This is a genomic window from Litorivivens sp., assembly GCF_057445395.1.
In genome coordinates, this window is sequence record NZ_JBVBUV010000027.1 from 21,911 (window position 1) to 44,305 (window position 22,395).

Annotated in this window: 17 protein-coding genes and 1 pseudogene; 4 read left to right on the forward strand and 14 right to left on the reverse strand. The window is 54.2% G+C overall.

What is annotated here, in order from left to right; genetic code table 11:
• Positions 1-84: 84 nt before the first annotated feature.
• The 6 genes from AC222A_RS09790 to AC222A_RS09815 form a co-directional block, all read right to left on the reverse strand.
• Positions 85-513, reverse strand: a complete 429-nt coding sequence (locus AC222A_RS09790; RefSeq protein ID WP_372748293.1) for an Lrp/AsnC family transcriptional regulator — start codon at positions 511-513, stop codon at positions 85-87.
• 337 nt (positions 514-850) lie between these two features.
• On the reverse strand, positions 851-1,846 hold the full coding sequence (locus AC222A_RS09795) for a 2-oxoadipate dioxygenase/decarboxylase family protein (RefSeq protein ID WP_372759486.1): 996 nt from the start codon (positions 1,844-1,846) through the stop codon (positions 851-853).
• A 29-nt stretch (positions 1,847-1,875) separates the two neighbouring features.
• Entirely contained in the window at positions 1,876-3,387 is a 1,512-nt protein-coding gene (amaB, locus tag AC222A_RS09800) for an L-piperidine-6-carboxylate dehydrogenase (RefSeq protein ID WP_372783287.1), read from the reverse strand.
• Positions 3,387-4,493 carry a saccharopine dehydrogenase family protein gene (locus tag AC222A_RS09805; RefSeq protein WP_486774916.1) on the reverse strand — a complete coding sequence of 369 codons (1,107 nt, stop codon included), beginning with the start codon at positions 4,491-4,493 and terminating at the stop codon, positions 3,387-3,389. Before AC222A_RS09805 ends, amaB begins: the two co-directional genes overlap by 1 nt.
• Positions 4,494-4,971: 478 nt before the next feature.
• Positions 4,972-5,112 (reverse strand): hypothetical protein, encoded by a 141-nt coding sequence (locus AC222A_RS09810; protein ID WP_372783937.1) that lies wholly within the window; start codon positions 5,110-5,112, stop codon positions 4,972-4,974.
• A 43-nt stretch (positions 5,113-5,155) separates the two neighbouring features.
• On the reverse strand, positions 5,156-6,901 hold the full coding sequence (locus tag AC222A_RS09815; RefSeq protein ID WP_372750534.1) for an N-acyl-D-amino-acid deacylase family protein: 1,746 nt from the start codon (positions 6,899-6,901) through the stop codon (positions 5,156-5,158).
• A 124-nt stretch (positions 6,902-7,025) separates the two neighbouring features.
• Between AC222A_RS09815 and AC222A_RS09820 the strand changes: the two genes are divergently transcribed.
• The 4 genes from AC222A_RS09820 (at position 7,026) to AC222A_RS09835 (ending at position 11,877) form a co-directional block, all read left to right on the forward strand.
• Positions 7,026-7,907, forward strand: a complete 882-nt coding sequence (locus AC222A_RS09820; protein WP_372758676.1) for a LysR family transcriptional regulator — start codon at positions 7,026-7,028, stop codon at positions 7,905-7,907.
• Between the two features lie 110 nt (positions 7,908-8,017).
• The gene (gene acs, locus AC222A_RS09825) at positions 8,018-9,952 is read left to right on the forward strand and encodes an acetate--CoA ligase (RefSeq protein WP_486774914.1); all 1,935 of its coding nucleotides are present in this window, start codon (positions 8,018-8,020) and stop codon (positions 9,950-9,952) included.
• Positions 9,953-10,511: 559 nt separating this feature from the next.
• The gene (locus AC222A_RS09830) at positions 10,512-10,856 is read left to right on the forward strand and encodes a hypothetical protein (RefSeq protein ID WP_372749305.1); all 345 of its coding nucleotides are present in this window, start codon (positions 10,512-10,514) and stop codon (positions 10,854-10,856) included.
• A gap of 223 nt (positions 10,857-11,079) precedes the next feature.
• A complete protein-coding gene (locus AC222A_RS09835; RefSeq protein ID WP_372749306.1) occupies positions 11,080-11,877 on the forward strand; it encodes a transglutaminase-like domain-containing protein in 798 nt (265 codons plus the stop codon).
• Between the two features lie 28 nt (positions 11,878-11,905).
• On the opposite strand, the gene AC222A_RS09840 is transcribed toward AC222A_RS09835, so the two are convergent.
• The 8 genes and pseudogenes from AC222A_RS09840 to AC222A_RS09875 form a co-directional block, all read right to left on the reverse strand.
• On the reverse strand, positions 11,906-12,901 hold the full coding sequence (locus AC222A_RS09840) for a GGDEF domain-containing protein (RefSeq protein WP_486774915.1): 996 nt from the start codon (positions 12,899-12,901) through the stop codon (positions 11,906-11,908).
• A gap of 163 nt (positions 12,902-13,064) precedes the next feature.
• Positions 13,065-13,811, reverse strand: a complete 747-nt coding sequence (locus AC222A_RS09845) for a nucleotide-binding protein (RefSeq protein ID WP_372747877.1) — start codon at positions 13,809-13,811, stop codon at positions 13,065-13,067.
• 104 nt (positions 13,812-13,915) lie between these two features.
• Positions 13,916-15,946, reverse strand: a complete 2,031-nt coding sequence (locus AC222A_RS09850) for a transglycosylase SLT domain-containing protein (protein ID WP_372747878.1) — start codon at positions 15,944-15,946, stop codon at positions 13,916-13,918.
• Positions 15,947-16,182: 236 nt separating this feature from the next.
• A complete protein-coding gene (gene sucD, locus AC222A_RS09855) occupies positions 16,183-17,055 on the reverse strand; it encodes a succinate--CoA ligase subunit alpha (RefSeq protein ID WP_372747879.1) in 873 nt (290 codons plus the stop codon).
• Positions 17,056-17,058: 3 nt separating this feature from the next.
• A complete protein-coding gene (sucC, locus tag AC222A_RS09860; protein ID WP_372747880.1) occupies positions 17,059-18,225 on the reverse strand; it encodes an ADP-forming succinate--CoA ligase subunit beta in 1,167 nt (388 codons plus the stop codon).
• Between the two features lie 221 nt (positions 18,226-18,446).
• Positions 18,447-19,880, reverse strand: a complete 1,434-nt coding sequence (gene lpdA / locus AC222A_RS09865) for a dihydrolipoyl dehydrogenase (protein ID WP_372747881.1) — start codon at positions 19,878-19,880, stop codon at positions 18,447-18,449.
• An 84-nt stretch (positions 19,881-19,964) separates the two neighbouring features.
• The gene (gene odhB, locus AC222A_RS09870) at positions 19,965-21,194 is read right to left on the reverse strand and encodes a 2-oxoglutarate dehydrogenase complex dihydrolipoyllysine-residue succinyltransferase (protein ID WP_372747882.1); all 1,230 of its coding nucleotides are present in this window, start codon (positions 21,192-21,194) and stop codon (positions 19,965-19,967) included.
• 23 nt (positions 21,195-21,217) lie between these two features.
• Positions 21,218-22,395 (reverse strand): annotated as a pseudogene (locus AC222A_RS09875) (2-oxoglutarate dehydrogenase E1 component); the annotation flags it as partial.

A 22,395-nucleotide genomic window follows, 5' to 3' on the forward strand; every position in this document is an offset into this window, starting at 1 on the left:
AATGGCTATGACAGAAACCTGTTGAGGCGCTACGTCGACTACGCACACGCGCGTACCCGCCACCTGACGCGAAGGCCGCCCACTTCAGAATTTTTCAAACTTGGTAGAGAAAACAATAAACGATCGCGTAGCCTGCACACCACTAACAGACCCAATACCGTCAATCAGACAATCCATCTCTTCGGTGCTATCGGTTTCCAGTATGCCGATTAAATCGTATTCACCGCTAACCGCATATAGGCTCTGGAAACCGGGCATCGCCTCCAGCTCACCCACAATCGCACTGTAGCGACTTGGCTCGATGGTGATCATTATATGGGCGCGAATGCGTCGTCCTTTGAATTCCCGATTAAGGGTGAGACTGTAGCCTTCAATGATGCCTTTTTGCTCTAGCCGCTTCAGACGGTCTTTCAGCGTGGAGCGGGAAACGCCAAGTTGTCGCGACAATTCCGCTAGCGACTCGCGGGCATTTTTCTGCAGCAATGCAATCATGCGTCTATCGATTTCGTCCATTAATCACCCCTGAGCCCCCAACAGCCTAGAGTCACCGGCATTTCGACATGGATGCCCGAAACGACCAACACAGCGACGCGACAGAGAAAATTAAACACCTGCTCGAGCAGAGACGCAATGGTAACGGAATGAATAACCGCGTCTGGCGTTTTTTGGGGGGGCAACGGGTTACCTGTAACTGCTGTCTGACAGGGGACTATTAGCGCGTTAGCGGCGCAAGAGCCGCGACCACAGATGATGGGCTGCCCGCTCTACAACCTTGACTACACGGTTCACTTTAAGGGAAGCCACTTTATGGGATGCCACTTTAGACACAGTAACTTTAGAGGCAGGAGCGTTAGGCCGCAGAATCCGTCATTTTAAAGATACCCTGGGCATTACTGGCGTCAAACCGGAGATCCAGAGAGCCGTCTGCAAGTCGGTCTCTGGAGATAAATTCGAAAAATGCGCCCGGAACCGGTACCAATTCGGCCAGCCCATCGTCATTCAGCAGCGGTCGCATGACATTGGCTGCGCGAAACGCGGTCTGGCGCACACTGCCCTGCGCCGAGACTTCCACCTTCTCTTTGATTGGGAGACCCCGCTTATGTGCCAAGTCAGAAAACGCGTCAACACTGTCAATACGATCGGTCACATGGTTGTAGGCACTACCTTCTGTGGCAATCCAGGCGGCCTCCGCAGAATACATTTTGAGTGTTTCGTAATGCGTTCTGCCGGGCAACGCGTGAAGGCGACGAAAGCAGGCCATCAGCTGCGGCAGCAAGCGCTGCGCTTCCGATAACGTGAGGCTGTTATTCACTGACAGCTTGTTGAGTAATTGCCGCGAGCCCTCAGACAAGGGGTCACACGCGCTGTCAAATACAGCGTGCGCCGCTGCCTGGAAAGTGCCATCAAACTGGCAGATATCAAGCTCGCTGACAAAGAACTGCCCAATCTCCTCGGGATAATCCCGATGGGTATAGGAGTAGCCCGTCATCTTAAGTCGTTTTAAGGGGTACACCGAATTCTGGTAATAGCCCAGCGGTTCCAGCAGGCGCGCAAAATGTCGGCGACCCGCGGGGAGACCGACGGCGGCACCCACAATAGAGCGCACCGCACCGTGATCAAGGAACAAGCGCTCACCCGCAGCACACCGCTCCGCTACATACATCGCCGCTAGAGGAACCCGCTCTAGCAAATCGGCCAGCAGCAGCAGGTTCAAGCTATGGGCAATTTCCCCGCGCTGACAAGCCGCGTCATCTGAAAACGCAGGATGCTCAACCATCGCCATCAGATTGTTAGCATCGCGCTCACCCAAGCACGCGCAAAGCATGGCGTTACAGTTAGAGAGCATGTTCTTGACTCCTCTGTGTATTACTGACGCTAATGAACGCTGCCATCGAGAATGGCGTCGATATCAAAATGGATACCCTGAGCTAACGGCAGCTCGCGGGAATAGTTAATGGTCGAGGTCATACGCCGCATATAGGCCTTCCAGGCATCGGACCCCGACTCCCGGCCACCCCCCGTTTCCTTTTCACCGCCAAAGGCACCGCCAATCTCGGCCCCACTGGTACCGATATTGATATTGGCAATTCCGCAGTCACTGCCCACGGCTGAAAGAAAATGCTCGGTCTCACGCACGTCATTGCTGAATAAAGCTGACGACAATCCCTGCGGCACCGCGTTTTGCAAAGCAATCGCCTGATCGAACTCGCGGTAAGGCATCGCGTACAGTATCGGCGCAAAAGTTTCAGTCAGCATGAAGTCGTGTTGCTGGGTTACCTCAACCAACGCCGGCGTAACGTACCAGGCGTTATCAAACTCCAGATACACCCGCTCTCCGCCTAACACCCGGGCACCGGCACTGCGCGCGGCAACCAGACTACTCTGCATCGCTTTGTAGGCGTCGCCATCTATCAATGGGCCTACCAACGTTTCTGCCGACAGCGGATTGCCGACCGGAATAGCGCTAAATACCGATTTCAGTTTTTCGACAAACTGCGCATATACCTGCTCATGTATCAGCAAACGACGCGTTGTCGTACAGCGTTGTCCGGCGGTGCCCACCGCACCAAACACAGTAGCTCGCAGGGCCATATCAAGGTCGGCAGTGGGCGCGACAATGAGCGCATTATTCCCACCGAGTTCTAACAGGCTTCGTCCAAACCGAGCTGCAACGCGCTGGGCCACAATGCGCCCCATCGCAGTGCTACCGGTGGCACTGACTAACGCCACACGTTTGTCGTCGACAAGGTGCTCACCAGCCAATGCGCCACCATAGACAACACTAACCAGCCCGTTGGGCACGCCGGATTCAACACCTTGAGCTACCTGCTCAAATAGATTGAGACAATACTTTGCGGTTAAGGGTGTTTTTTCCGAAGGCTTCCAGACCACCGCATTGCCACAGACCAAAGCAATTGCTGTATTCCATGCCCATACCGCTACCGGAAAATTAAACGCGGTAATAACACCCACTACACCCATTGGCTGCCAGCGTTCCTGCATATGATGCTCAGGGCGCTCCGAAGCAATGGTCAAGCCGTACAGCTGGCGCGACAAGCCCACCGCAAAGTCGCAGATATCGATCATTTCCTGAACTTCGCCCAAACCTTCCTGGTAAATTTTGCCGCACTCTCTGGTGACCAACTCAGCAAGCTCTGATTTGTGTAGACGAAGGGCTTCGCCCAGACGCCGCACAAGCTCCCCGCGCTGGGGCGCCGGAACACATCGCCATTGGTAGAAGGCACGTTGAGCCTGCGCTACTTTGTGTTCAACAGACGCCGCCGTATCCTGTTCAACACACCCAAGTAAGCTACCGTCAATAGGAGAATAAACATCGAGCCTTGCAGCCCCATCCAATCCAGCTACTTGTGCTACCCGAGTACTCATTACGCCACCTCACTGTGTTGATCTGGTGTAGAGCCACTTCGCGTGTTCATAAAATTGCGCCCAAAGCGATTATCCAGAAAATCTTGCAAGCTCACCTGCTCTTGGCGAACGAACCCTTTGTCAGGTAGCTGGCCATTGGCCACCATATCCACCACGGCACAGACCCCGGACGCGGTAGTAAGCTGAATTCCACTGAGCCACTGCCCTGCATATTCGCGCGCGTAAATTTTATTGGCGTAGCTCTCCTGCAAGTAACGCCCCAGCTTCCAGCCTTTCACCGTGGCAAATACGACAATCACATCTTGCTGGGTGGCCGGTAAAGCATGTTCGAAAAGCTCCTTCAACAAATGCTGTCGGTCGGCAAGCTTCAAATCTTCCAACAACACTTTCATTAAGTCGCGGTGGCCGGGATAGCGAATTGAACGGTAATTAAGACTGTTGACCTTGCCAGCAAGGGTTTCGCACAAGGTACCCAACCCGCCCGAGGTGTTAAACGCCTCATACTCAACACCGTCCAGTGAAAAATGTTCTAGTTGTTCAAGCGGTGGTACTTCGGTTAGCTCGCCATTAACAAGCGCTTCGCAAGGGCGGCAGTATTCGTTAATCAACCCTTCCGTGCTCCAGGTGAGATTGTATTTCAGCGCATTGGATGGAAATTGTGGCAAGGCTCCCACGCGTAGTTCGACGGCATCGAGTGAATCAAACCCCTTGGCAAGATCATGGGCCACAATGGAGATAAATCCCGGCGCAAGACCGCATTGCGGCATCAGTACGCTGCTCGCCGTTTCGGCCAGAGCCTTGATGCTTCGGGTGCTGGCAACATCTTCGGTAAGGTCAAAATAATGAACCCCCAGCTCCGCCGCCACATGGCCAACACTGGCGGTTAGGTGATAAGGCAGAGCGCTAATCACTGCGAAGTGACTGCGTAAACACCGGCGCAGGTCGGCAACATCAGTGCAATCCATGTGCCGGGTTGGAATACCACTGGCGCGCTCGAACTTTTGCAAGGCCAGTGCATTGGCATCACCTAGCGTTACCTGGTAGTCAGGCGTAGCAGAGAGCAAACGGGCAATCACACTACCAATTTTACCGCCGCCTAGAATCATCACTTTTTTCGCTGCTGTTCTCACGACACGCCTCCAGTGTTTTTCCAAAACGCCTGTCTACAGTAGCGCCGTTTCTGTTGCGGAAAACAGCTGCAAAATGTCACTGTTTGACTTACCGACACGCGCTTTTAGCGGCGAATCCGTCGAAATGACGGCCACGGGAGAAAGCGCTGATGTGAAAAGCGCCTACCTGGAGCGGATGCGCGTTTAAAGAGATAAGAAAATAAGGACGCGGGAAATGAATACTGCGTTATTGTATCGCCAAGATCGCGACAATTGGCTGCTAAGCGAGCGCACGCTCGCCTACGCTAACTGCATCATCTGAACCACGCCGCGGGGATGACCTGCCGAGTATGAGTGATTGGTAATATACGCCCCTTACTCTGAGGCGCCAAAATTGGCAGGAGCAGCAATTTCTTCGGGCTTTACGAATCGCCCTATTTTCATTTCACCTTGCATGCTTGCCTTTACGTCGACCCTATATGAAGGCGTCGATAGTGACGCCTTCACGGTCAAAGCGTTTGGCACAGGCCAGACCAATACCAGCAGAGCCGCCGGTAATCAGCGCAAGAATGGCTACTACACGCCGTAGCACAACCGGTGGTAGCTTGCCTTGCAAGCGAATGCGCCACCGAAACCTTCGCCTACACGCTGCGAGACAACTAAGCAGCAACTGTTTGCTGTGGTTTTTCCTGGGCTCCGCGAATCAACCGCCCGGGCAACGCACCGGTGGGCCGACCGTGATCCATAATCACTTCGCCGCTTACCAAGGTATACAAGTAACCTTTGGCGCCTTGAAAAACCCGACGGCCACCAGCGGGCAGGTCAAAAATCACCTCCGGCGGTAACACTTGCAGCTCATCAAAATCAATCACGTTGATATCGGCTTTCATACCCACTTCCAAGGTGCCGCGATCGTTCAGGCCCATGCAGCGGGCAGTTTCCTGCGTGTGCATTTGCACAGCACGCTCCAACGTAAAACGCTCACCGCGCTGGCGGTCCCGTACCAGATAACTCAGCAGATAGGTGGGCACACTCGCATCGGACAACACGCCACAATGGGCGCCGGTATCCGCCAGGCTGATAACGGTGCTCTCGTCCTGCAGCATGGCCATCTGTCTGCGTAGATCGCGCGCTCCATAGCCAAACAGTGGGCAGTAGATCATCTGCTTGCCATCTTTTTCCATCAGCGCGTCAAAGGCATAGGCTTGGGGAGACACGCCCGCTGTCTTGGCCTTATATTCAATACTGTCTTCGTAGGCTGGTTCGTAGTTGGGCACGTCGTCCATTACGTAAAGGTTGTCGTAACCATTGGTAATGGCTTCAAGAAAGAAATCGCCTCCGGTTTCCATTCGCGGTTCTTCAACAATGGCTTGTCGAACAGCCGGGTCCCGCAGTTTTGCGAGGCGCTCCTCGCGCGGCAGCCCTGCCAGCTCGGCAAAAGCGGCCGAAAACATAAAGGGATGAACCGTACCGTCCCACGCCATTAAGATATTCACCGGCCTGGCACCCACGTGCGGAATCAGTCGAGCACCGTCTTTTGCCGCTTCGCGCACATATGCCAGCTGCTGCTCTACCCGTTCCCAATCTTTTTCTTCGCGGAAAAACAGCACAAAATTGACCTGGCAGTTATTGTCGATGGAGAGCCGCTTCATCCACTCCATTTCTTCACGCCAGTTGTGAAAGTCTGACACCAGCCCGTAAATACCCTTACCGATGTCACCAATCGCTTTACCAATACCAAGCAGTTCATTTGCGTCCGCGTAGGTACCCGGCATGACTTGGCCGTGGCGAGTCGTGTGCAGCTCGGTTCGCGAGGTGGTAAAACCAATCGCGCCGGCATCAATGCCCTCGCGCACAATGTCGATCATTTTGCTTATATCGTCGTCGCTGGCCGGTTCGTTATTGGTTCCCCGATCCCCCATCACATATGTGCGAACCGCACAGTGTGGAACCTGAGCACCGATATCGATGGCTCGCGGCATCTTGTCCAGTGCATCCAGGTATTCGGGAAAGGTCTCCCACTGCCAGTCAATGCCTTCACTGAGCGCGGCGCCGGGAATGTCTTCAACATCCTCCATCACCTCAATCATCTGCTGGCGGGCGGCCTCGGTGGGTTTGCAGGGCGCAAAACCCACGCCGCAATTACCCATGATCAACGTGGTAATGCCGTGATTGGATGCCGGACTGCAATAGGCGTCCCAACTGGCCTGACCGTCCATATGGGAATGGGTATCCACCCAGCCGGGGGTAACCAGCTTACCATTGGCATCGATGGTCTGGCGCGCATCACCCTGCACCTTGCCCACCGACACAATAACGCCGTTCTGAACCGCAATATCAGCGCTGCGGGCTGCGCTGCCTGTACCGTCTACAACGGTGCCGTTTTTTATAATCAGATCGTACATAGTGGCCTTCCGGTTTTCTCGCAATAGGGAAAGTCTAGATTGTGAGGGCCCGACCTTTAAGATACGATGCCGCAAAACATTATTGCCTCTGAAGAAACAATAACACGATCATTGGGAGCCGCTAATGGCGCGCTGGGACGGAATCTACGAGTTTGTGCAGGTGGTTGAACACCACAGTTTCACCGAGGCCGCCAAGACCCTGAACATGTCTACCTCGCAAGTCAGCAAACTGATTTCGCGACTCGAAGACCGCCTCGGCACCCGCCTGCTACTGCGCACAACGCGCAGTCTGGCCCTCACCGACGAAGGCCAGCAGTTTTACCGGCGTAGCAAGCACGCCATTGACACCTTCGAGAAGGCCGAAGAAGACCTGGCGCTGTCGCGCAACGAGCCACGCGGTAATCTCAAAGTGAACATCTCCGGCTCCTTTCAGGAACGCTTTCTAGTTCCCATTCTCGCCAATTTCACCAAGCAATTTCCGCGTTTGCATGTACAGCTGGATTTTACCGACGCACAACCCGACCTGGTGAAGGAGAGCTACGACCTTTCTGTAGCCTACGGCGAACTGAAAAGCTCTACGCTGGTAGCCCGCAAGCTGGCCGATAACTTTAACTACCTGGTGGCCAGCCCGGACTATCTCGCAGCGCATGGCACACCCGATTCACTCGAAGCGTTAAACCAGCACAACTGCCTAGTGGGTGTAGATTCTCTCTGGTATCTGAGCAACGGCGAAGAAACCGTACAAATTCAGCCGGAGGGTAACTGGCGCAGCGACAATGGTGCCGCCCTGCTTAGTGCAGCGCGCTGTGGGCTGGGCATTGCCAGCCTGCCGTTCTTCTCGGTGATGGAAGACATTTCCCAAGGCAACCTCACACAGGTATTGCCCGAGTGGAGCCAGTATCCGCAGCCGGTATGGATCATGTATCCCCAGCAGCGGCATCTGCCCATCAAGGTACGGCTGTTTATCGACTACCTAATGGAAGAGCTGAACAAGATTGTTCTGTAAGCCTACAATTACACCAAATTGACGATTTCGCTCTTCAACTCAGCTTTTATAGTCGCTATGCTCAAGCGATCTCACTTCGAAAAAAACCGATAAAGGACAGGGTGTTAGCCATGCAAGTGAAAACCTACCCAGTACCAGATACATTCGCCGCCAAGGCCCACATTACTGCCGACAAATACGAACAGATGTACCGGCAGTCTGTTGAACAGCCTGATGTGTTCTGGGCAGAACAGGCCCGCGATTTTATAAGCTGGCACAAAGAATGGGATCAGGTTTCCCGTTACAACCTCGCTAAAGGCGAGGCCGCCTGGTTTGAAGGCGCCAAACTCAATGTAAGCTACAACTGCATAGACCGACATCTGGCTACACGCGGCGACCAGTCCGCCATTATCTGGGAGGGCGACGAACCCACCGACGACAAAACCATTACCTATCGCGAGCTGTATGAACAGGTATGCAAACTGGCCAACGCCATGAAAGCACGTGGTGTGGGCAAGGGTGACCGGGTGTGCATCTATATGCCGATGATTCCCGAAGCCGCCTACGCCATGCTGGCCTGCACCCGGATAGGTGCGATCCACTCCGTGGTATTCGGCGGGTTTTCACCCGAAGCGCTCAAAGACCGTATTAACGATTCCGCCTGCAAACTGGTAATAACTGCCGATGAAGGTGTGCGCGGAGGCAAAAGGATACCGCTCAAGGCCAATACCGACAAAGCCCTTGAACATTGCCCTTCCATCGAAACCTGTCTGGTAGTCAAACGCACCGGCGGCGACATAGGCTGGCACGATGGCCGCGACCTCTGGTACCACGAAGCTACCCAAAATGCCGCTAGCGACTGCGAACCGGAATGGATGGATGCGGAAGATCCCCTGTTTATTCTTTATACCTCAGGCTCTACCGGCAAACCCAAAGGCGTATTGCACACAACCGCCGGATATTTGCTGCAAGCTGCCATCACCCACAAATACACCTTCGACTACCACGACGGCGACATCTACTGGTGCACCGCGGACGTCGGCTGGGTTACCGGCCACAGCTATATTGTTTACGGCCCATTGGCCAACGGCGCCATCTCGGTCATGTTTGAAGGCATACCCACCTACCCTGACGCCTCTCGCCACTGGCAGGTTATCGACAAACACAAGGTAAATATCTACTACACCGCACCCACCGCCATTCGCGCGTTGATGGGCGCCGGCAACGATTACGTCACCAAAACCTCGCGCCAATCCCTGCGCTTGCTGGGCACGGTAGGCGAACCCATCAACCCCGAAGCCTGGGAATGGTATTACCACATCGTGGGCGAAGAACGCTGCCCCATTGTCGACACCTGGTGGCAGACCGAAACCGGCACCCAGATGCTCACTCCCCTGCCCGGTGCCATTGCCACCAAACCGGGCTCAGCCACTAAACCTTTTTTTGGTGTGCAGCCCGCACTGCTCGATCAGGACGGCAAGGAAATTGATGGCCCCGGCTCCGGCTATCTAGTCATCAAAGCCAGCTGGCCCAGCCAGATTCGCACGGTCTACGGTGATCACCAGCGATTGATCGACACGTACTTCAGCCAATACCCCGGCTACTACTTTACCGGTGACGGCGCCCGCCGCGATGAAGACGGTTACTACTGGATAACCGGTCGCGTTGACGACGTATTGAATGTGTCTGGCCACCGCATGGGTACCGCCGAAGTGGAAAGCGCACTGGTACTGCACGAAGCCGTGGCAGAAGCCGCCGTGGTGGGCTACCCTCACGATGTAAAAGGCCAGGGCATCTACTGCTATGTCACTCTCATCAGCGGAAACGAACCGAGCGATGCACTGAAGAGAGAGCTTGTTCACTTGTGTGTACAAGAAATTGGCCCCATCGCCAAACCGGATTTAATCCAGTGGGCGCCCGGTTTACCAAAAACCCGCTCGGGCAAAATCATGCGTCGCATCTTGCGCAAAGTAGCGGCCAACGAACTGGATAACCTTGGCGACACTTCCACACTGGCAGACCCAGCAGTCGTGGACGAACTTATCGAAAACCGGTTAAATCGTTAGACATCTTTCTCCCGTTTGGGAAGGTAAACAGGGTGAGGGACTAAACCCCTCACCCATTACCACCAAGCTGAAAGACTTGGGCAACCTGGACGTTGTAAAAACCATTCACACCGCGTTAGCACTACCCCGCTCAACCCCCAATACGAACTCAAGCACCGTATCAAAACTAGCGATACAGGTTTTAGCCTGGAATTTAAGCCCGGGTTAATGCCATACGCTAGTGCTATAAAATGGGGCTGCACGTGAGACGAATTAAAGAAGCCTCGGAACTTAATTACTCGGTTAATACGCCCCGACTTCGGATAATCACGAGCAAGTACATCTCAGCTAATGAATACTGCTGCCTACTTCACTTTTCCTACTTATCACTCAAGAACCGACACTTCGTGACGTTGGGGATAATTCAATTCTGTATTGGCGCACTAGGCTATAATCTTTCTGGTTAACACCTTAATCGTGGTTTTTATTCATTTAACCTGACAAAGCCGTGTGCGCATAATCTATAGCGCCTTTCTCAGCTCTTAAGGCAGGTTTTATTAACACTCTTCAGGAGCAATCAATGAAAATACTTTCTATAGCACTGTGCATTTCGGCCCTGCTTACACCGGCCGCCTTTGCTGAAAAACCCGATTGGGCAGGCAAAAGCAAGCAGACGACCGAGCAAAAAGATGCCCGTAAAGCCATGCAGGATGCCAACGAGGATATTGAAGAAGGCATCCACAGCATGGAAGAAAAGATGGAGAAAGCCGACAAAGCCAAAAAGTCTGACGAATTAAAGGGGGCAGACAAGCAGCGCGCCAAGAAATCTGAGCAGGAACAAAAGGAGCTGAATAAGGGCTCCGCTAAGGGACAGGAATCCAGAGACGCAAACCGTAAGAAGTGGTGGAAGTTCTGGGGTGACTGATACCTTACAAAACAGCATTGCGTAACGCACTTTGCATAGCAACATTGGCAATTGGCTCGGTGCTATACCGTCGAGGTATCGCCAGCCCTACGCTACCGGCGTTGAATGGACAGGGTAACGCTTCTCTCGGTTGTGTTTTTAAACGCTTTTTACCGGTATCAGCAGCTACTACAAGGATGGTAGAGTAGAAGCCAATTCAGCTCCGCAGCGGTTGGGGTGTTTTATGTGGATGCGTGCCACCTGTTTGCTTGAGTTCTACAGCCAAGTTGCCACTCCCTTTATTTTTACGTTGCGGCCACGCAGCGGCTGGCAGCAGTGGGTTGGGCGCGAACAGTATCTGTTAACCCCCAGCGTCTCAGCGATTGAATTTACAGATCCTTTTGGAAATCTGTGCCAGCGTTTGGTAGCACCGGCTGGGCCATTTTCTGTGTTCACTTCGTTTGATGTTGAAACAGCAGAAGCCGCCGATATAGCGCCCGGCGCGCATTTTATTGGGGTGCAGCAGTTGCCCGAGGAAACACTACCTTTCTTATATCCCAGCCGGTTTTGCGAGTCTGATCGGTGCACCCAGCTGGCGGCCTCCATCACGGCAGGCGTAGCACCCGGCTACGATCAATGCAGCGCGATTGTGGAATACATTCGCCAAACCATTGCATACACGCCGGGGTCGGGACAGCTTATTGTCAGCGCCTGCGAGGTGAATGAACAATCACAGGCTGTATGTCGCGATATGTCGCATTTAGGCATTGCGTGTTGTCGCGCACTCTCTATTCCGGCCAGATTGGTGGTGGGCTACCTGGAGAACCTTCAGCCAATGGATTTACATGCCTGGTTTGAAGCCTATGTGGGCGGCAGATGGTATACCTTTGACCCAACCCAGCCCAATGTTCAAGGCGGGCGAATAGCCATTGCCTACGGCCGAGACGCCGCAGATGTGGCCATCTACACGCAGTTTGGCGATCCGGTTGAGCTGCGCACAATGAATGTAACCCTAGAGCGTATTAACGCCCCCACTTACTGATTGTGCTGTGCTGGGAAGGTTTGGGGGACTATTCGCGGTGGGGTGCACAATAGACATCTGCGCCTGAGGCGGATTTTCGTTTTTCTCGATACATTTTTGCATCAGCTTGCGACAACAACGCCTCTATGGTGGTGTTGTAACCGCGATCAACCTCGACAATCCCCTCCGAGAACGCAAGGTCATAGCCGGCTTGGGCTTTGGCGTTGTGTTCTGCCACTGATTCCCGAAGACGAACGATCGATTCCTTCGCTAGTGCGGCGGTCGCTTTAGGCAGCAGCGCGGCAAATTCGTCGCCTCCCAACCTTGCACAGATATCCGACTTCCTGAAACTGCTTTTGATCAAGTTGGCAAAGGTAAGCAGTGCTTTGTCACCTTCGGCGTGACCATAACGATCATTGATATCTTTAAACCCATCGAGGTCGAGAAACACGAGGGATTCAGGAATGGACTCCCTATCGCAAAGGTTAACGGCCTTTTCCGCCATCGTCAGAAAACCTCGTCGATTTGGCAGGCCCGTAAGATCGTCTAGCGTTGCCAATTCTACGGCCGCCAATTCTCGCTCGGCCAGCTCAGCCAGATCTTTCAGTGCAAGCCGATCTTCCGGAGCCAGCGTGCGCGACTTGGTGTCGATAATGCAGAGGGTTCCCAATCGACTGCCGTCGAAATAGCGCAGTGGACAACCCGCATAAAAACGAATATGGGGAGCACCGCTGACCAGAGGATTATCGGCAAAGCGTTCGTCGAGCAGCGCGTTTTCGACGAGAAAAATTTCGTCGCCCAGTATAGCGTGTCCACAGAATGAAATATCACGGGGTGTCTCTGCGACATCGAGACCGACACAGGATTTGAACCACTGCCGGTCTTCATCTATCAAGCTGACCAGTGCAATCGGTACGCGGAACATGCGCTGCGCGAGTCGGGTTAGCCGGTCAAAACGCTCTTCGGGAGAGGAGTCGAGTATGTCTATAGAGTGTAGCGTCGCCAAGCGGGTCGATTCATCGCGCGGCAGCCCGGGAGACTTCATGCTATATCCTTGCCGCTACAGGCGACAAAGGCCACGTGGCAGACACAATGATTGTAGAGTGCATTATTGACCGTCGACGTCGCCGGTACATCAGTGCTTATACCTACTGAAAACCCAATACAGCGCGACGCGTGGCGCTAGTGCCCACCACTAAATATTGCCGTTATTTCACCGAGGATTTCACCGCTACACTCTCCCCTTCCAACCACTCCAACAGCATTTTCCAGTCTTCCTGATCTCTTCGATGCGTTTTATGCGCTGGAAAATCACCGATACCCTTCCCTTCAACAAAGGCAGTCACGTAATTTTGGGTATCTCGCAAGGTTGCGGGAAAAGGAATGTTGAGACTGATAAGGAATTTTTGCAGCCGCTCCCAGGCTTTGGTCTGCCGCTTTACCCGGTTTGCCACAACAACCACCGGCCGCCGACTATGACGCATGATAGGCGTCAGCAGCAATTCGCCAATAAAGCGTGCGCTGGCGCGTATATCAATATCTGAAGCCAATACAGGTATGACCAGCAGGTCGTGGTCGGCAACCATGTCATTGAGGTCAGCGCCACTCAGGCCGGGCCTTGAATCGGTGATCAGCCAGCGCGTAGAACGCGGCGCGCGCCACTGAAAACTACGCGTAGTTTTTGCCGTGCTGTCCAAGTGGACGCCGTAGACATTGGGCAACGTAGAGTTCCGGGATTTTACCCACTGCTGGGCAGACGCCTGCGGATCTGAGTCGATAAGCGTTGTCTGTTCGCCACGTGCTGCCAGCCAAGCCGCCAGATTGGTTGCAACAGTGGTCTTACCTGCGCCGCCTTTGCTGTTGATGACCAGTATACGACAGGCATTGAGCTGCCGAATGGATACAAGGGCATCAGCGGGAACGGTGGCGCGTGTTACTGACGGGGTAACTTTCATAAGCTGGCTGGATACTGCCTGCCGGCACTCCCATAACGAACACCCGGCGCAGCGCTTGCGCCGGAGAAATAATCGTTAATATTACCAGTTACAAAGCCGTAGCGTTAGAGGTCCTCTGCCCGCCGCACGCCATCGGTGTTTGCGTCTTTGTCGGCAACATACAGATTTGGCGCGATAACCGCATAGCGGCCGTCTCCATAGGCATTGCAGCCGGTTTGCACACTTGGAGATTTACAGCCTTTCAGTTTAAGTCCATATACCACACTAAAGGCCAGTACATTCTTGATGTACTCCCGGGTTTCACCATAGGGCAGGTTTTCTATCCAGATATCGGCCGGTATCACTTCCGTTTGCCGCTCCAGTACACGTTTTATCCGTTGCGGGCCAGCGTTGTACGCGGCCGTGGCCAATATGTGGTTACCGCCGAACTCCTTGCGCAATTGCCCTAGATAGTAGGTGCCCATTTCGATATTGATTGCGGGCGTGTGCAAATCGCCGAGAGTAGGATAGGCGCGCCCCATGTCACGGGCAACGCCGCGCGCGGTTGAAGGCATTAACTGCATCACGCCACGCGCACCAACACGCGATTGGGCGTGTTCGGCAAATGCGCTCTCCTGACGGGCTATCGCATAGGCCCAATTGAGCTCTATTCCGGCATTGCTGGCGCTTTGTTCGAACGTTTCCTGGAAGGCCAGCGGAAAGCGTAGCTCCAGGTCATCCCATTCCTTAGCACGCAGTGCCGTCAACACGGCCGCGTTTGACCAGCCCCAGTCGAGCGCCATTTGCGCAGCGGCCACTTGCTGCTCCTGACTCAGGGAGCGCACCGCGCGTCGCCACTCGGTGTCGGCATTGGCGACAAACCCATGCCAATGCAACTCTCGGGCACGCAACATGCCCGGCAGATTCTCCACCTCGGGAATCAGCTTGGTGTTAACCGTGCGCTCGCCACCGAGCTGGTATTTCTTGCGCAGCAGGTCCGCTGACAGAAAGCTGTAATAACCGCGTTCACTGGCTAGCGCATTCAGCACGGCCTTGGCTTGAGGGGTCATGCGCTGATGCTGTTCAATATCGGCCCGAGCCCACCAATACTTCCAGTCAGCTTTGTGGCGAACATTTTCCGGTAAGGCAGCGATATAACGCTGTACCGCCTCCCAGTCACGATCTTTCAAAGCCAGCCGCACCCGCCACTCAGTAAGATAGTGGTCTTCAAACTGGCGATCATTGGCATCCAGCCAATTTCGAGCGAAATCAGCACCACCGGCAATGATCTCTCGGGCAAAGCGATCGCGCAGTGCGTAGTTTTCCTTGGCTGTAAACTGAAAACGCAGGTTGAGCTGATGCCACAGCGTGTTACTGGCTTGAAAGTCTTTCGCGGCGAGCCGCTGCAGCGTGTGAATCACCAGTAAGCGATTAAAGTCGTTAACCTCAAGCACGTGACCTTTCTGATAAAGTAAATCTGGCTTGGTAAGAATGTCCCGGGCGAGTTCCGCCTTTTGAATATCGCGCAGCAGGTATTCGGCAAGGCCGCTTTGTCCCTGCTGCAATGCCAGGCGGGCCCGAGTCCAATGAACCGTTTCTTTCTGTTCGGTTGAAAGCCGATACAGCCAGTTTGCCAGCACCGTGTCACAGCGTTCCGGCAGTGAGTAACCGGTATTCCATAGCTTGCGGGTAAAACGGTCTGCATCAGCATCGCGACCTGTGGCGCGCAGCGCAGTTATGTACTCACACTGCAGACCACCGGGCGGCGTACTGCCGGTGAATTGCAAAAAGGCCTCCCAATTACGATTGCGCACCAGCCGGGTCACCCAGGCCCGCTCCATGTAGGAGCCGACAATCGAATTGGCGTGCTCGTTGAGCTGAGCCTTTGCTTCGTCGTGAGACAACGCAAACAGTTTCGCCTTGAACAGTTCCAGCTGCAGGTATGGAACCAGAGGATAATCACCAAGCGCCGTGATTGCAGCGGTCGCCTCGTTTACACGCCCCTCCCTGGCGTCGGTTACCGCTTCACGGAAAAGCGCTCGCTGGTCGTCCAGAGGCACATTAGCGCTACTCTGAACGGCGTATAGCGACATCACAGCGATGAGAAGAATTTCTCGTACTCTGCCACTATTCCAGCACAGCCCTCGGTTTATCATTTCAGCCCCCCTGGCTTTTGAGTTAATGGCGATCACCACCACAATATCCACCGACTATAGGCTGTTGCCGAGGGGGACTCAACAGCTGAGACAGGTATTTCTCTAGGCTTGTCTAGAGGCACTGAAACACCCGGCTAACGGGGCTTAAAGCATCTCACCACTGAATTGACGCCACAGAGTGACAGACAATAAAAAAGGCGGCCGAAGCCGCCTTTTCTAAGTCGTAACTGCCGGAATTACCAGCCTGTTACTTCCTGCAGTGCCTTGCCGATATCGGCCAGTGAACGCACGGTTTTAACGCCCGCGTCCTGCAGGGCAGCAAACTTCTCATCTGCAGTACCTTTACCACCGGAGATGATCGCACCGGCGTGGCCCATACGCTTGCCTGGAGGTGCTGTTACACCGGCAATGTAGGAAACCACAGGCTTGGTCACATTCGCTTTGATGTAGGCCGCCGCTTCTTCTTCCGCGGTACCACCGATCTCACCGATCATGACAATAGCTTCGGTTTTCTCATCGTTCTGGAACATTTCCAGAATATCGATGAAGTTGGAGCCCGGAATCGGGTCACCACCGATGCCGACACAAGTAGACTGACCGAAGCCGAAGTCTGTGGTCTGCTTGACTGCTTCGTAGGTCAGAGTGCCAGAACGCGACACGATGCCCACTTTGCCTGGCAGGTGGATGTGACCGGGCATAATGCCGATCTTGCACTCGCCGGGAGTGATAACGCCTGGGCAGTTAGGACCAATAAGGCGTACACCCAGCTCGTCACACTTGACCTTACACTCGAGCATGTCCAGCGTGGGAATACCTTCAGTGATACAAACGATCAGTTTGATACCGCCGTTGGCTGCTTCCAGGATGGAATCTTTACAGAAGGGAGCCGGCACATAAATTACCGAGGCTTCTGCGCCAGTAGCCTCAACCGCGTCTGCAACGGTGTTGAACACTGGCAGACCCAGGTGCTCCTGACCGCCTTTACCGGGCGTTACACCGCCGACCATTTTGGTGCCGTAGGCAATAGCCTGCTCGGAGTGGAAGGTACCCTGCGAGCCGGTGAAACCCTGACAGATTACTTTAGTGGCTTTATTGATAAGGATACTCATTGATTAACCCTCCGCTGCTGCTTTAACAACTGCGTCGGCAGCTTCGGTCAGGCCGTTTGCAGCAATGATGTTCAGGCCAGATTCTGCCAGCAGTTTGGTGCCAAGATCGGCATTGTTGCCTTCAAGGCGGACAACAACAGGCACTTTTACGCCAACTTCTTCAACCGCGCCGATGATACCTTCGGCAATCAGGTCACAGCGGACAATACCGCCGAAGATGTTAACCAGAACGGCTTTAACACTTTCGTCGGAAAGGATGATTTTAAACGCTTCTGAAACGCGCTCTTTGGTAGCACCGCCACCCACGTCCAGGAAGTTTGCCGGCGCACCGCCATGCAGCTTCACAATGTCCATGGTACCCATGGCCAGACCAGCACCGTTAACCATGCAACCAATGTTGCCATCCAGCGCAACGTAGTTCAGCTCCCACTCGGCGGCATGCGCTTCACGCTCGTCTTCCTGCGAAGGGTCGTGCATTTCCTTCAGCTGGGGCTGGCGGTACATAGCATTGCTGTCGATGTTCAGCTTGGCATCCAGACAGTGAAGGTTACCCTCGCTGGTGATAACGAGCGGGTTGATTTCCAGCAGCGCAAGGTCTTTCTCCTGGAACAGTTTGGCAAGGCCCAGGAAGATGTTTACGAACTGCTTAACCTGGACGCCATTCAGGCCCAGTTTGAACGCCAGTTCACGGCCCTGGTAGGGCTGCGCGCCAGTCAGCGGATCAACAATGGCTTTAAGAATCTTTTCCGGTGTTTCTTCCGCAACTTTCTCGATTTCAACGCCACCTTCGGTGGACGCCATGAAAACGATTTTGCGGGTAGAACGGTCTACCACGGCACCCAGGTACAATTCCTGATCGATATCCGTGCAGGATTCAACCAGAATTTTGGAAACGGGCTGACCGTTTTCATCAGTCTGGTAGGTCACCAGGTTTTTACCCAGCCACTTTTCAGCGAAGGCCTTGATGTCGTCAGTGTTGCTGACCAACTTCACACCACCCGCTTTACCGCGGCCCCCGGCGTGAACCTGGGCTTTAACTACCCACTGATCACCGCCAATTTTCTTGGCGGCTTCTACTGCTTCTTCTGGTGTATCGCAGGCAAAACCCTTTGATACAGGCAGGCCGTACTCGGCAAAGAGTTGTTTGCCCTGGTACTCGTGAAGGTTCATGATTTTTACCGTCTCGGTCTGTGGAACTTAAAGCAGATCTCATCCTGTCAGTGCGTGACCTGCTCCCTCGAAAATATTGCGATAGTTGCAAAATTTGGGCGCGTATTTTCCCTGAAAATGACGACTATCGCAAATTAAAGCCCAAACAGGCTGGTTATTAATCAACCAATCCGGGCCCTCTCCCCCTCTCTTTGCGCCGGTGCACACCGGCGCAAAAAAGTCTATCGCTTCTTCCGGTTAGGAATGTGAATCGCATGCCCGGCCACCGCGAGTGCGGCCTCGTGAACGGCTTCAGACAGCGTCGGGTGCCCAAACACCGTGAGCCCGATATCTTCGGCACTGGAGCCAAATTCCATGGCAATGACAACTTGCTGCACCAGATCCGCAGCACTAGCGCCAATGATGTGGCAGCCGAGGATACGGTCGGTTTCGGCGTGAGCAATCATCTTGACCATGCCTTGTGAATCGTTGGCGGCAAGCGCGCGACCGCTGGCGACGAACGGAAACACACCCACGTTGTACGGCGTGCCGTCGGATTTCAGCTCTTCTTCGGTTTTACCCACCCAGGCAACTTCTGGGTGAGTATAGATAACGCTCGGAATCACATCGTAGTTCATAGCTGTTTTCTTACCAGCGATGCGCTCGGCTACCATGACACCCTCTTCTGAGCCCTTGTGGGCAAGCATTGGGCCACGCACGATATCGCCTACGGCATATACGCCGGGCGCATCGGTTTCACAGTAGTCATTCACAAAAATAAAGCCGCGCTCGTCCAGATTGACACCGCAATCTTGAGACAGCAGATTCTGGCTTTGCGGGCGGCGACCCACAGCCACAATCAATTTATCGAAAGTTTCTTCCTGCTCTTTGTCGCCGTCGCTGTATTTCACAGTCACCTTTTTCTTGGCAACCGTGCTATCCATCACGCGGCAACCAAGACGGATATCCAGGCCCTGCTTTTTAAAGATTTTGGCGGCCTCTTTGGCAATCTGCTGATCGACGGCTGGCAGAAAATCGGGCAGCGCTTCAAGCACAACCACTTCGCTACCCAGACGCGCCCAGACACTGCCCAGCTCAAGACCGATTACACCAGCGCCGATAACCCCCAGACGCTTGGGCACACTCTGAAACTCCAGCGCACCAGTGGAATCAACAATAATGTCCTGATCTATCGGGGCAGGCGGGATTTCTACCGGCAAGGAACCAGCAGCGATAATTACATTTTCCGCTTCCAGAGTCTCAGTCGAGCCATCTTCTTTAGTTACTTCAACTTTCTTGCCGGCAAGTAGCTTGCCTGCACCGTCAATGGCCGTTACGCCATTGGCTTTAAACAGCCCGCCGATACCACCCGTGAGCTGGGTCACCACCTGATCCTTGCGTTTGATCATAGCAGGAACGTCGATCTTCAGATCTTTGGCGGTGATGCCGTGGGTGGCAAAATCATGGGCCGCTTCAACGTATTTGTGGGAAGAGTCGAGCAGCGCCTTGGACGGAATACAGCCCACGTTCAAGCAGGTGCCGCCGTGGGCGGGCTTGCCGTTCTTGCCTTTGTTCTTTTCGATACAGGCGGTTTTGAGCCCCATCTGTGCAGCGCGAATGGCGGCCACATAACCTGCGGGGCCAGAGCCGATGACTACAACATCGAATTTCGACATAAATTCAACCTTCTATAAAAACTGTGTTCCGAGTGAATGGTCAGCGGGCGCCCTAAGGCGCCCCCACCACAGACCGGCTTATAATCAGACTTCCAGCAAAATGCGCGCCGGGTCTTCGATGAGATCCTTGATGGTGACGAGGAATTGTACTGCTTCCTTGCCATCAATCAGGCGGTGGTCGTAGGACAGGGCCAGATACATCATCGGCAGTATTTCAACCTGCCCATTGACGGCCATCGGGCGCTCCTGAATTTTGTGCATACCCAAAATCGCGGTCTGCGGCGGGTTCAGAATGGGCGTAGACAGCAGTGAGCCAAATACACCACCGTTGGTAATGGTAAAGGTTCCGCCCTGAATATCGTCGATACCGAGCTTACCGTCGCGAGCACGCAGACCAAAGTCGCGAATCTTGTCTTCTACATTGGCCAGACCCATCGCATCGGCGTCACGCAATACCGGCACTACCAGACCTTTGTCGGTAGATACGGCAACACCAATGTCCTGATAGCCGTGGTATACGATGTCATTGCCGTCCAATGAGGCATTAACCGCGGGAAAACGCTTCAACGCTTCACAAGCCGCCTTGACGAAGAAGCCCATGAATCCAAGACGCGTGCCATTATGGGTTTTTTCGAACAATTCTTTGTATTGGCTGCGCAGCTCCATAACCGGCTTCATGTTCACCTCGTTAAAGGTGGTCAACATGGCCGTGCTCTGGCTCGCATCGAGCAAACGCTCTGCAATACGGGCGCGCAAACGGGTCATAGGTACGCGCTTTTCAACCCGCTCACCGACCACGAGGTTGTCAAGCGAGGCTTTTTCCGGTGCCTGCGACGCACTGGCTTTCGCCGCTGGTGCCGGCTTGTCGGTCGCCTTGGGCTGCTCCATGTGAGCAACAACATCTTCCTTGGTGATCAGACCGCCCTTACCGGTACCCTCAATAGCTGTGGCTTCGAGACCGTTTTCTTCAATCATCTTGCGCGCGGCTGGGCTGACCTTCAGGTCAGCGCCGTTTTTGGCTCCGGCGCTGTCTTCGGCTGGTGCGGCTTTATCAGCTGCTGGCTTACTGGCGGTTGCCCCTTCCTTGAAACGACCAATCAGCTCGTCGCTGAGCACAGTTTCGCCTTCGCCTTTGACAATTTCTTCGAGCACGCCATCGGCTGGCGCGACCACTTCCAATACCACTTTGTCAGTTTCTATATCCACAATCAGCTCATCGCGCGAGCAGGCTTCACCGGGCTGTTTGTGCCAGGTGGCAATCGTGCCGTCGGCCACTGACTCTGGAAATGTGGGTGCCTTGATTTCGGTTGTCATCAGTAATTCCTAATACCTGTTTGTCAGTGTGTATCCAGACGCAGCGCTTCATGAATAAAGCGGGTCTGTTGTTCTATGTGCAAAGCGGTATAGCCGGCAGCTGGTGACGCAGACGGGTCTCGCCCCACATAACCGAGCAGCAGATTCTTATCTGGCCGGAAACTGTGCACCACGCGCAGTATGCGGTGACGGCTGTTATACCAGGCACCCTGGTTACGCGGCTCTTCCTGACACCACACAACCTTTTTCAGATTCGGGTAACCGGCGATCACTTCTTTTAGACGATCGTAGGGGAACGGATACAGCTGCTCCAAACGTACAATCGCAATATCATTTTTCTCGTGTTCGCGGCGCTTATCCACCAGATCGTAGTAGACCTTGCCACTGCACAGAATCAGGCGCTTCACCTTGCTCTTGTCGAGGTCGTCTACTTCGTCAATCACAGTCTGGAAGCTGCCGTTGGCCAGCTCTTCCATGCTCGATACCGCATCCTTATGGCGCAGCAGGCTTTTCGGCGACATGACAATCAGAGGCCGACGCATGGGGCGAATCATCTGCCGACGCAGCATGTGATACACCTGCGCTGGTGTGGACGGCACGCACACTTGCATATTGTGTTCAGCACACAACTGCATGAAGCGCTCCAAACGCGCCGAAGAGTGCTCAGGTCCCTGCCCTTCGTAACCGTGCGGCAGCAGCATGGTCAGGCCACACAGACGCTGCCATTTGAATTCACCGCTGCTGATAAACTGGTCGATAACTACCTGGGCGCCGTTGGCAAAATCACCAAACTGCGCTTCCCAAATCACCAGGGTATTGGGCTGGGTCGTGGCATAACCGTACTCAAAGGCCAGCACCGCTTCTTCAGACAGCAATGAGTCGTGAATGGTGAAACGCGGCTGATTTTCTGACACGTGCTTGAGCGGCGTGTAGGTGTGGCCGTCTTTCTGATTGTGCAATACGGCGTGGCGGTGGGAGAAGGTACCGCGCCCAACATCCTGTCCGGTCAGTCGCACAGCAAAGTTTTGCTCCAACAAAGTGGCGTAGGCCAGCGTTTCGGCAAACCCCCAGTTGATCGGAGTAGCGCCTGCAGCCATCTTGCGCCGGTCTTCGTAGATCTTGGCGACCTGGCGCTGCAGTGAAAACCCTTCGGGAATGGTGTTGATAACATTGGCCAGCTCGCGCAGGCGCTTTTCATCGT

What these genes read in the sequence shown, in the direction of transcription:
- AC222A_RS09790 (WP_372748293.1), bottom strand. Translation starts at nt 513, where the DNA reads ATGGACGAAATCGATAGACGCATGATTGCATTGCTGCAGAAAAATGCC.
- AC222A_RS09795 (WP_372759486.1), bottom strand. Translation starts at nt 1,846, where the DNA reads ATGCTCTCTAACTGTAACGCCATGCTTTGCGCGTGCTTGGGTGAGCGC.
- amaB (WP_372783287.1), bottom strand. Translation starts at nt 3,387, where the DNA reads ATGAGTACTCGGGTAGCACAAGTAGCTGGATTGGATGGGGCTGCAAGG.
- AC222A_RS09805 (WP_486774916.1), bottom strand. Translation starts at nt 4,493, where the DNA reads ATGATTCTAGGCGGCGGTAAAATTGGTAGTGTGATTGCCCGTTTGCTC.
- AC222A_RS09815 (WP_372750534.1), bottom strand. Translation starts at nt 6,901, where the DNA reads ATGTACGATCTGATTATAAAAAACGGCACCGTTGTAGACGGTACAGGC.
- AC222A_RS09820 (WP_372758676.1), top strand. Translation starts at nt 7,026, where the DNA reads ATGGCGCGCTGGGACGGAATCTACGAGTTTGTGCAGGTGGTTGAACAC.
- acs (WP_486774914.1), top strand. Translation starts at nt 8,018, where the DNA reads ATGCAAGTGAAAACCTACCCAGTACCAGATACATTCGCCGCCAAGGCC.
- AC222A_RS09830 (WP_372749305.1), top strand. Translation starts at nt 10,512, where the DNA reads ATGAAAATACTTTCTATAGCACTGTGCATTTCGGCCCTGCTTACACCG.
- AC222A_RS09835 (WP_372749306.1), top strand. Translation starts at nt 11,080, where the DNA reads ATGTGGATGCGTGCCACCTGTTTGCTTGAGTTCTACAGCCAAGTTGCC.
- AC222A_RS09840 (WP_486774915.1), bottom strand. Translation starts at nt 12,901, where the DNA reads ATGAAGTCTCCCGGGCTGCCGCGCGATGAATCGACCCGCTTGGCGACG.
- AC222A_RS09845 (WP_372747877.1), bottom strand. Translation starts at nt 13,811, where the DNA reads ATGAAAGTTACCCCGTCAGTAACACGCGCCACCGTTCCCGCTGATGCC.
- AC222A_RS09850 (WP_372747878.1), bottom strand. Translation starts at nt 15,946, where the DNA reads ATGATAAACCGAGGGCTGTGCTGGAATAGTGGCAGAGTACGAGAAATT.
- sucD (WP_372747879.1), bottom strand. Translation starts at nt 17,055, where the DNA reads ATGAGTATCCTTATCAATAAAGCCACTAAAGTAATCTGTCAGGGTTTC.
- sucC (WP_372747880.1), bottom strand. Translation starts at nt 18,225, where the DNA reads ATGAACCTTCACGAGTACCAGGGCAAACAACTCTTTGCCGAGTACGGC.
- lpdA (WP_372747881.1), bottom strand. Translation starts at nt 19,880, where the DNA reads ATGTCGAAATTCGATGTTGTAGTCATCGGCTCTGGCCCCGCAGGTTAT.
- odhB (WP_372747882.1), bottom strand. Translation starts at nt 21,194, where the DNA reads ATGACAACCGAAATCAAGGCACCCACATTTCCAGAGTCAGTGGCCGAC.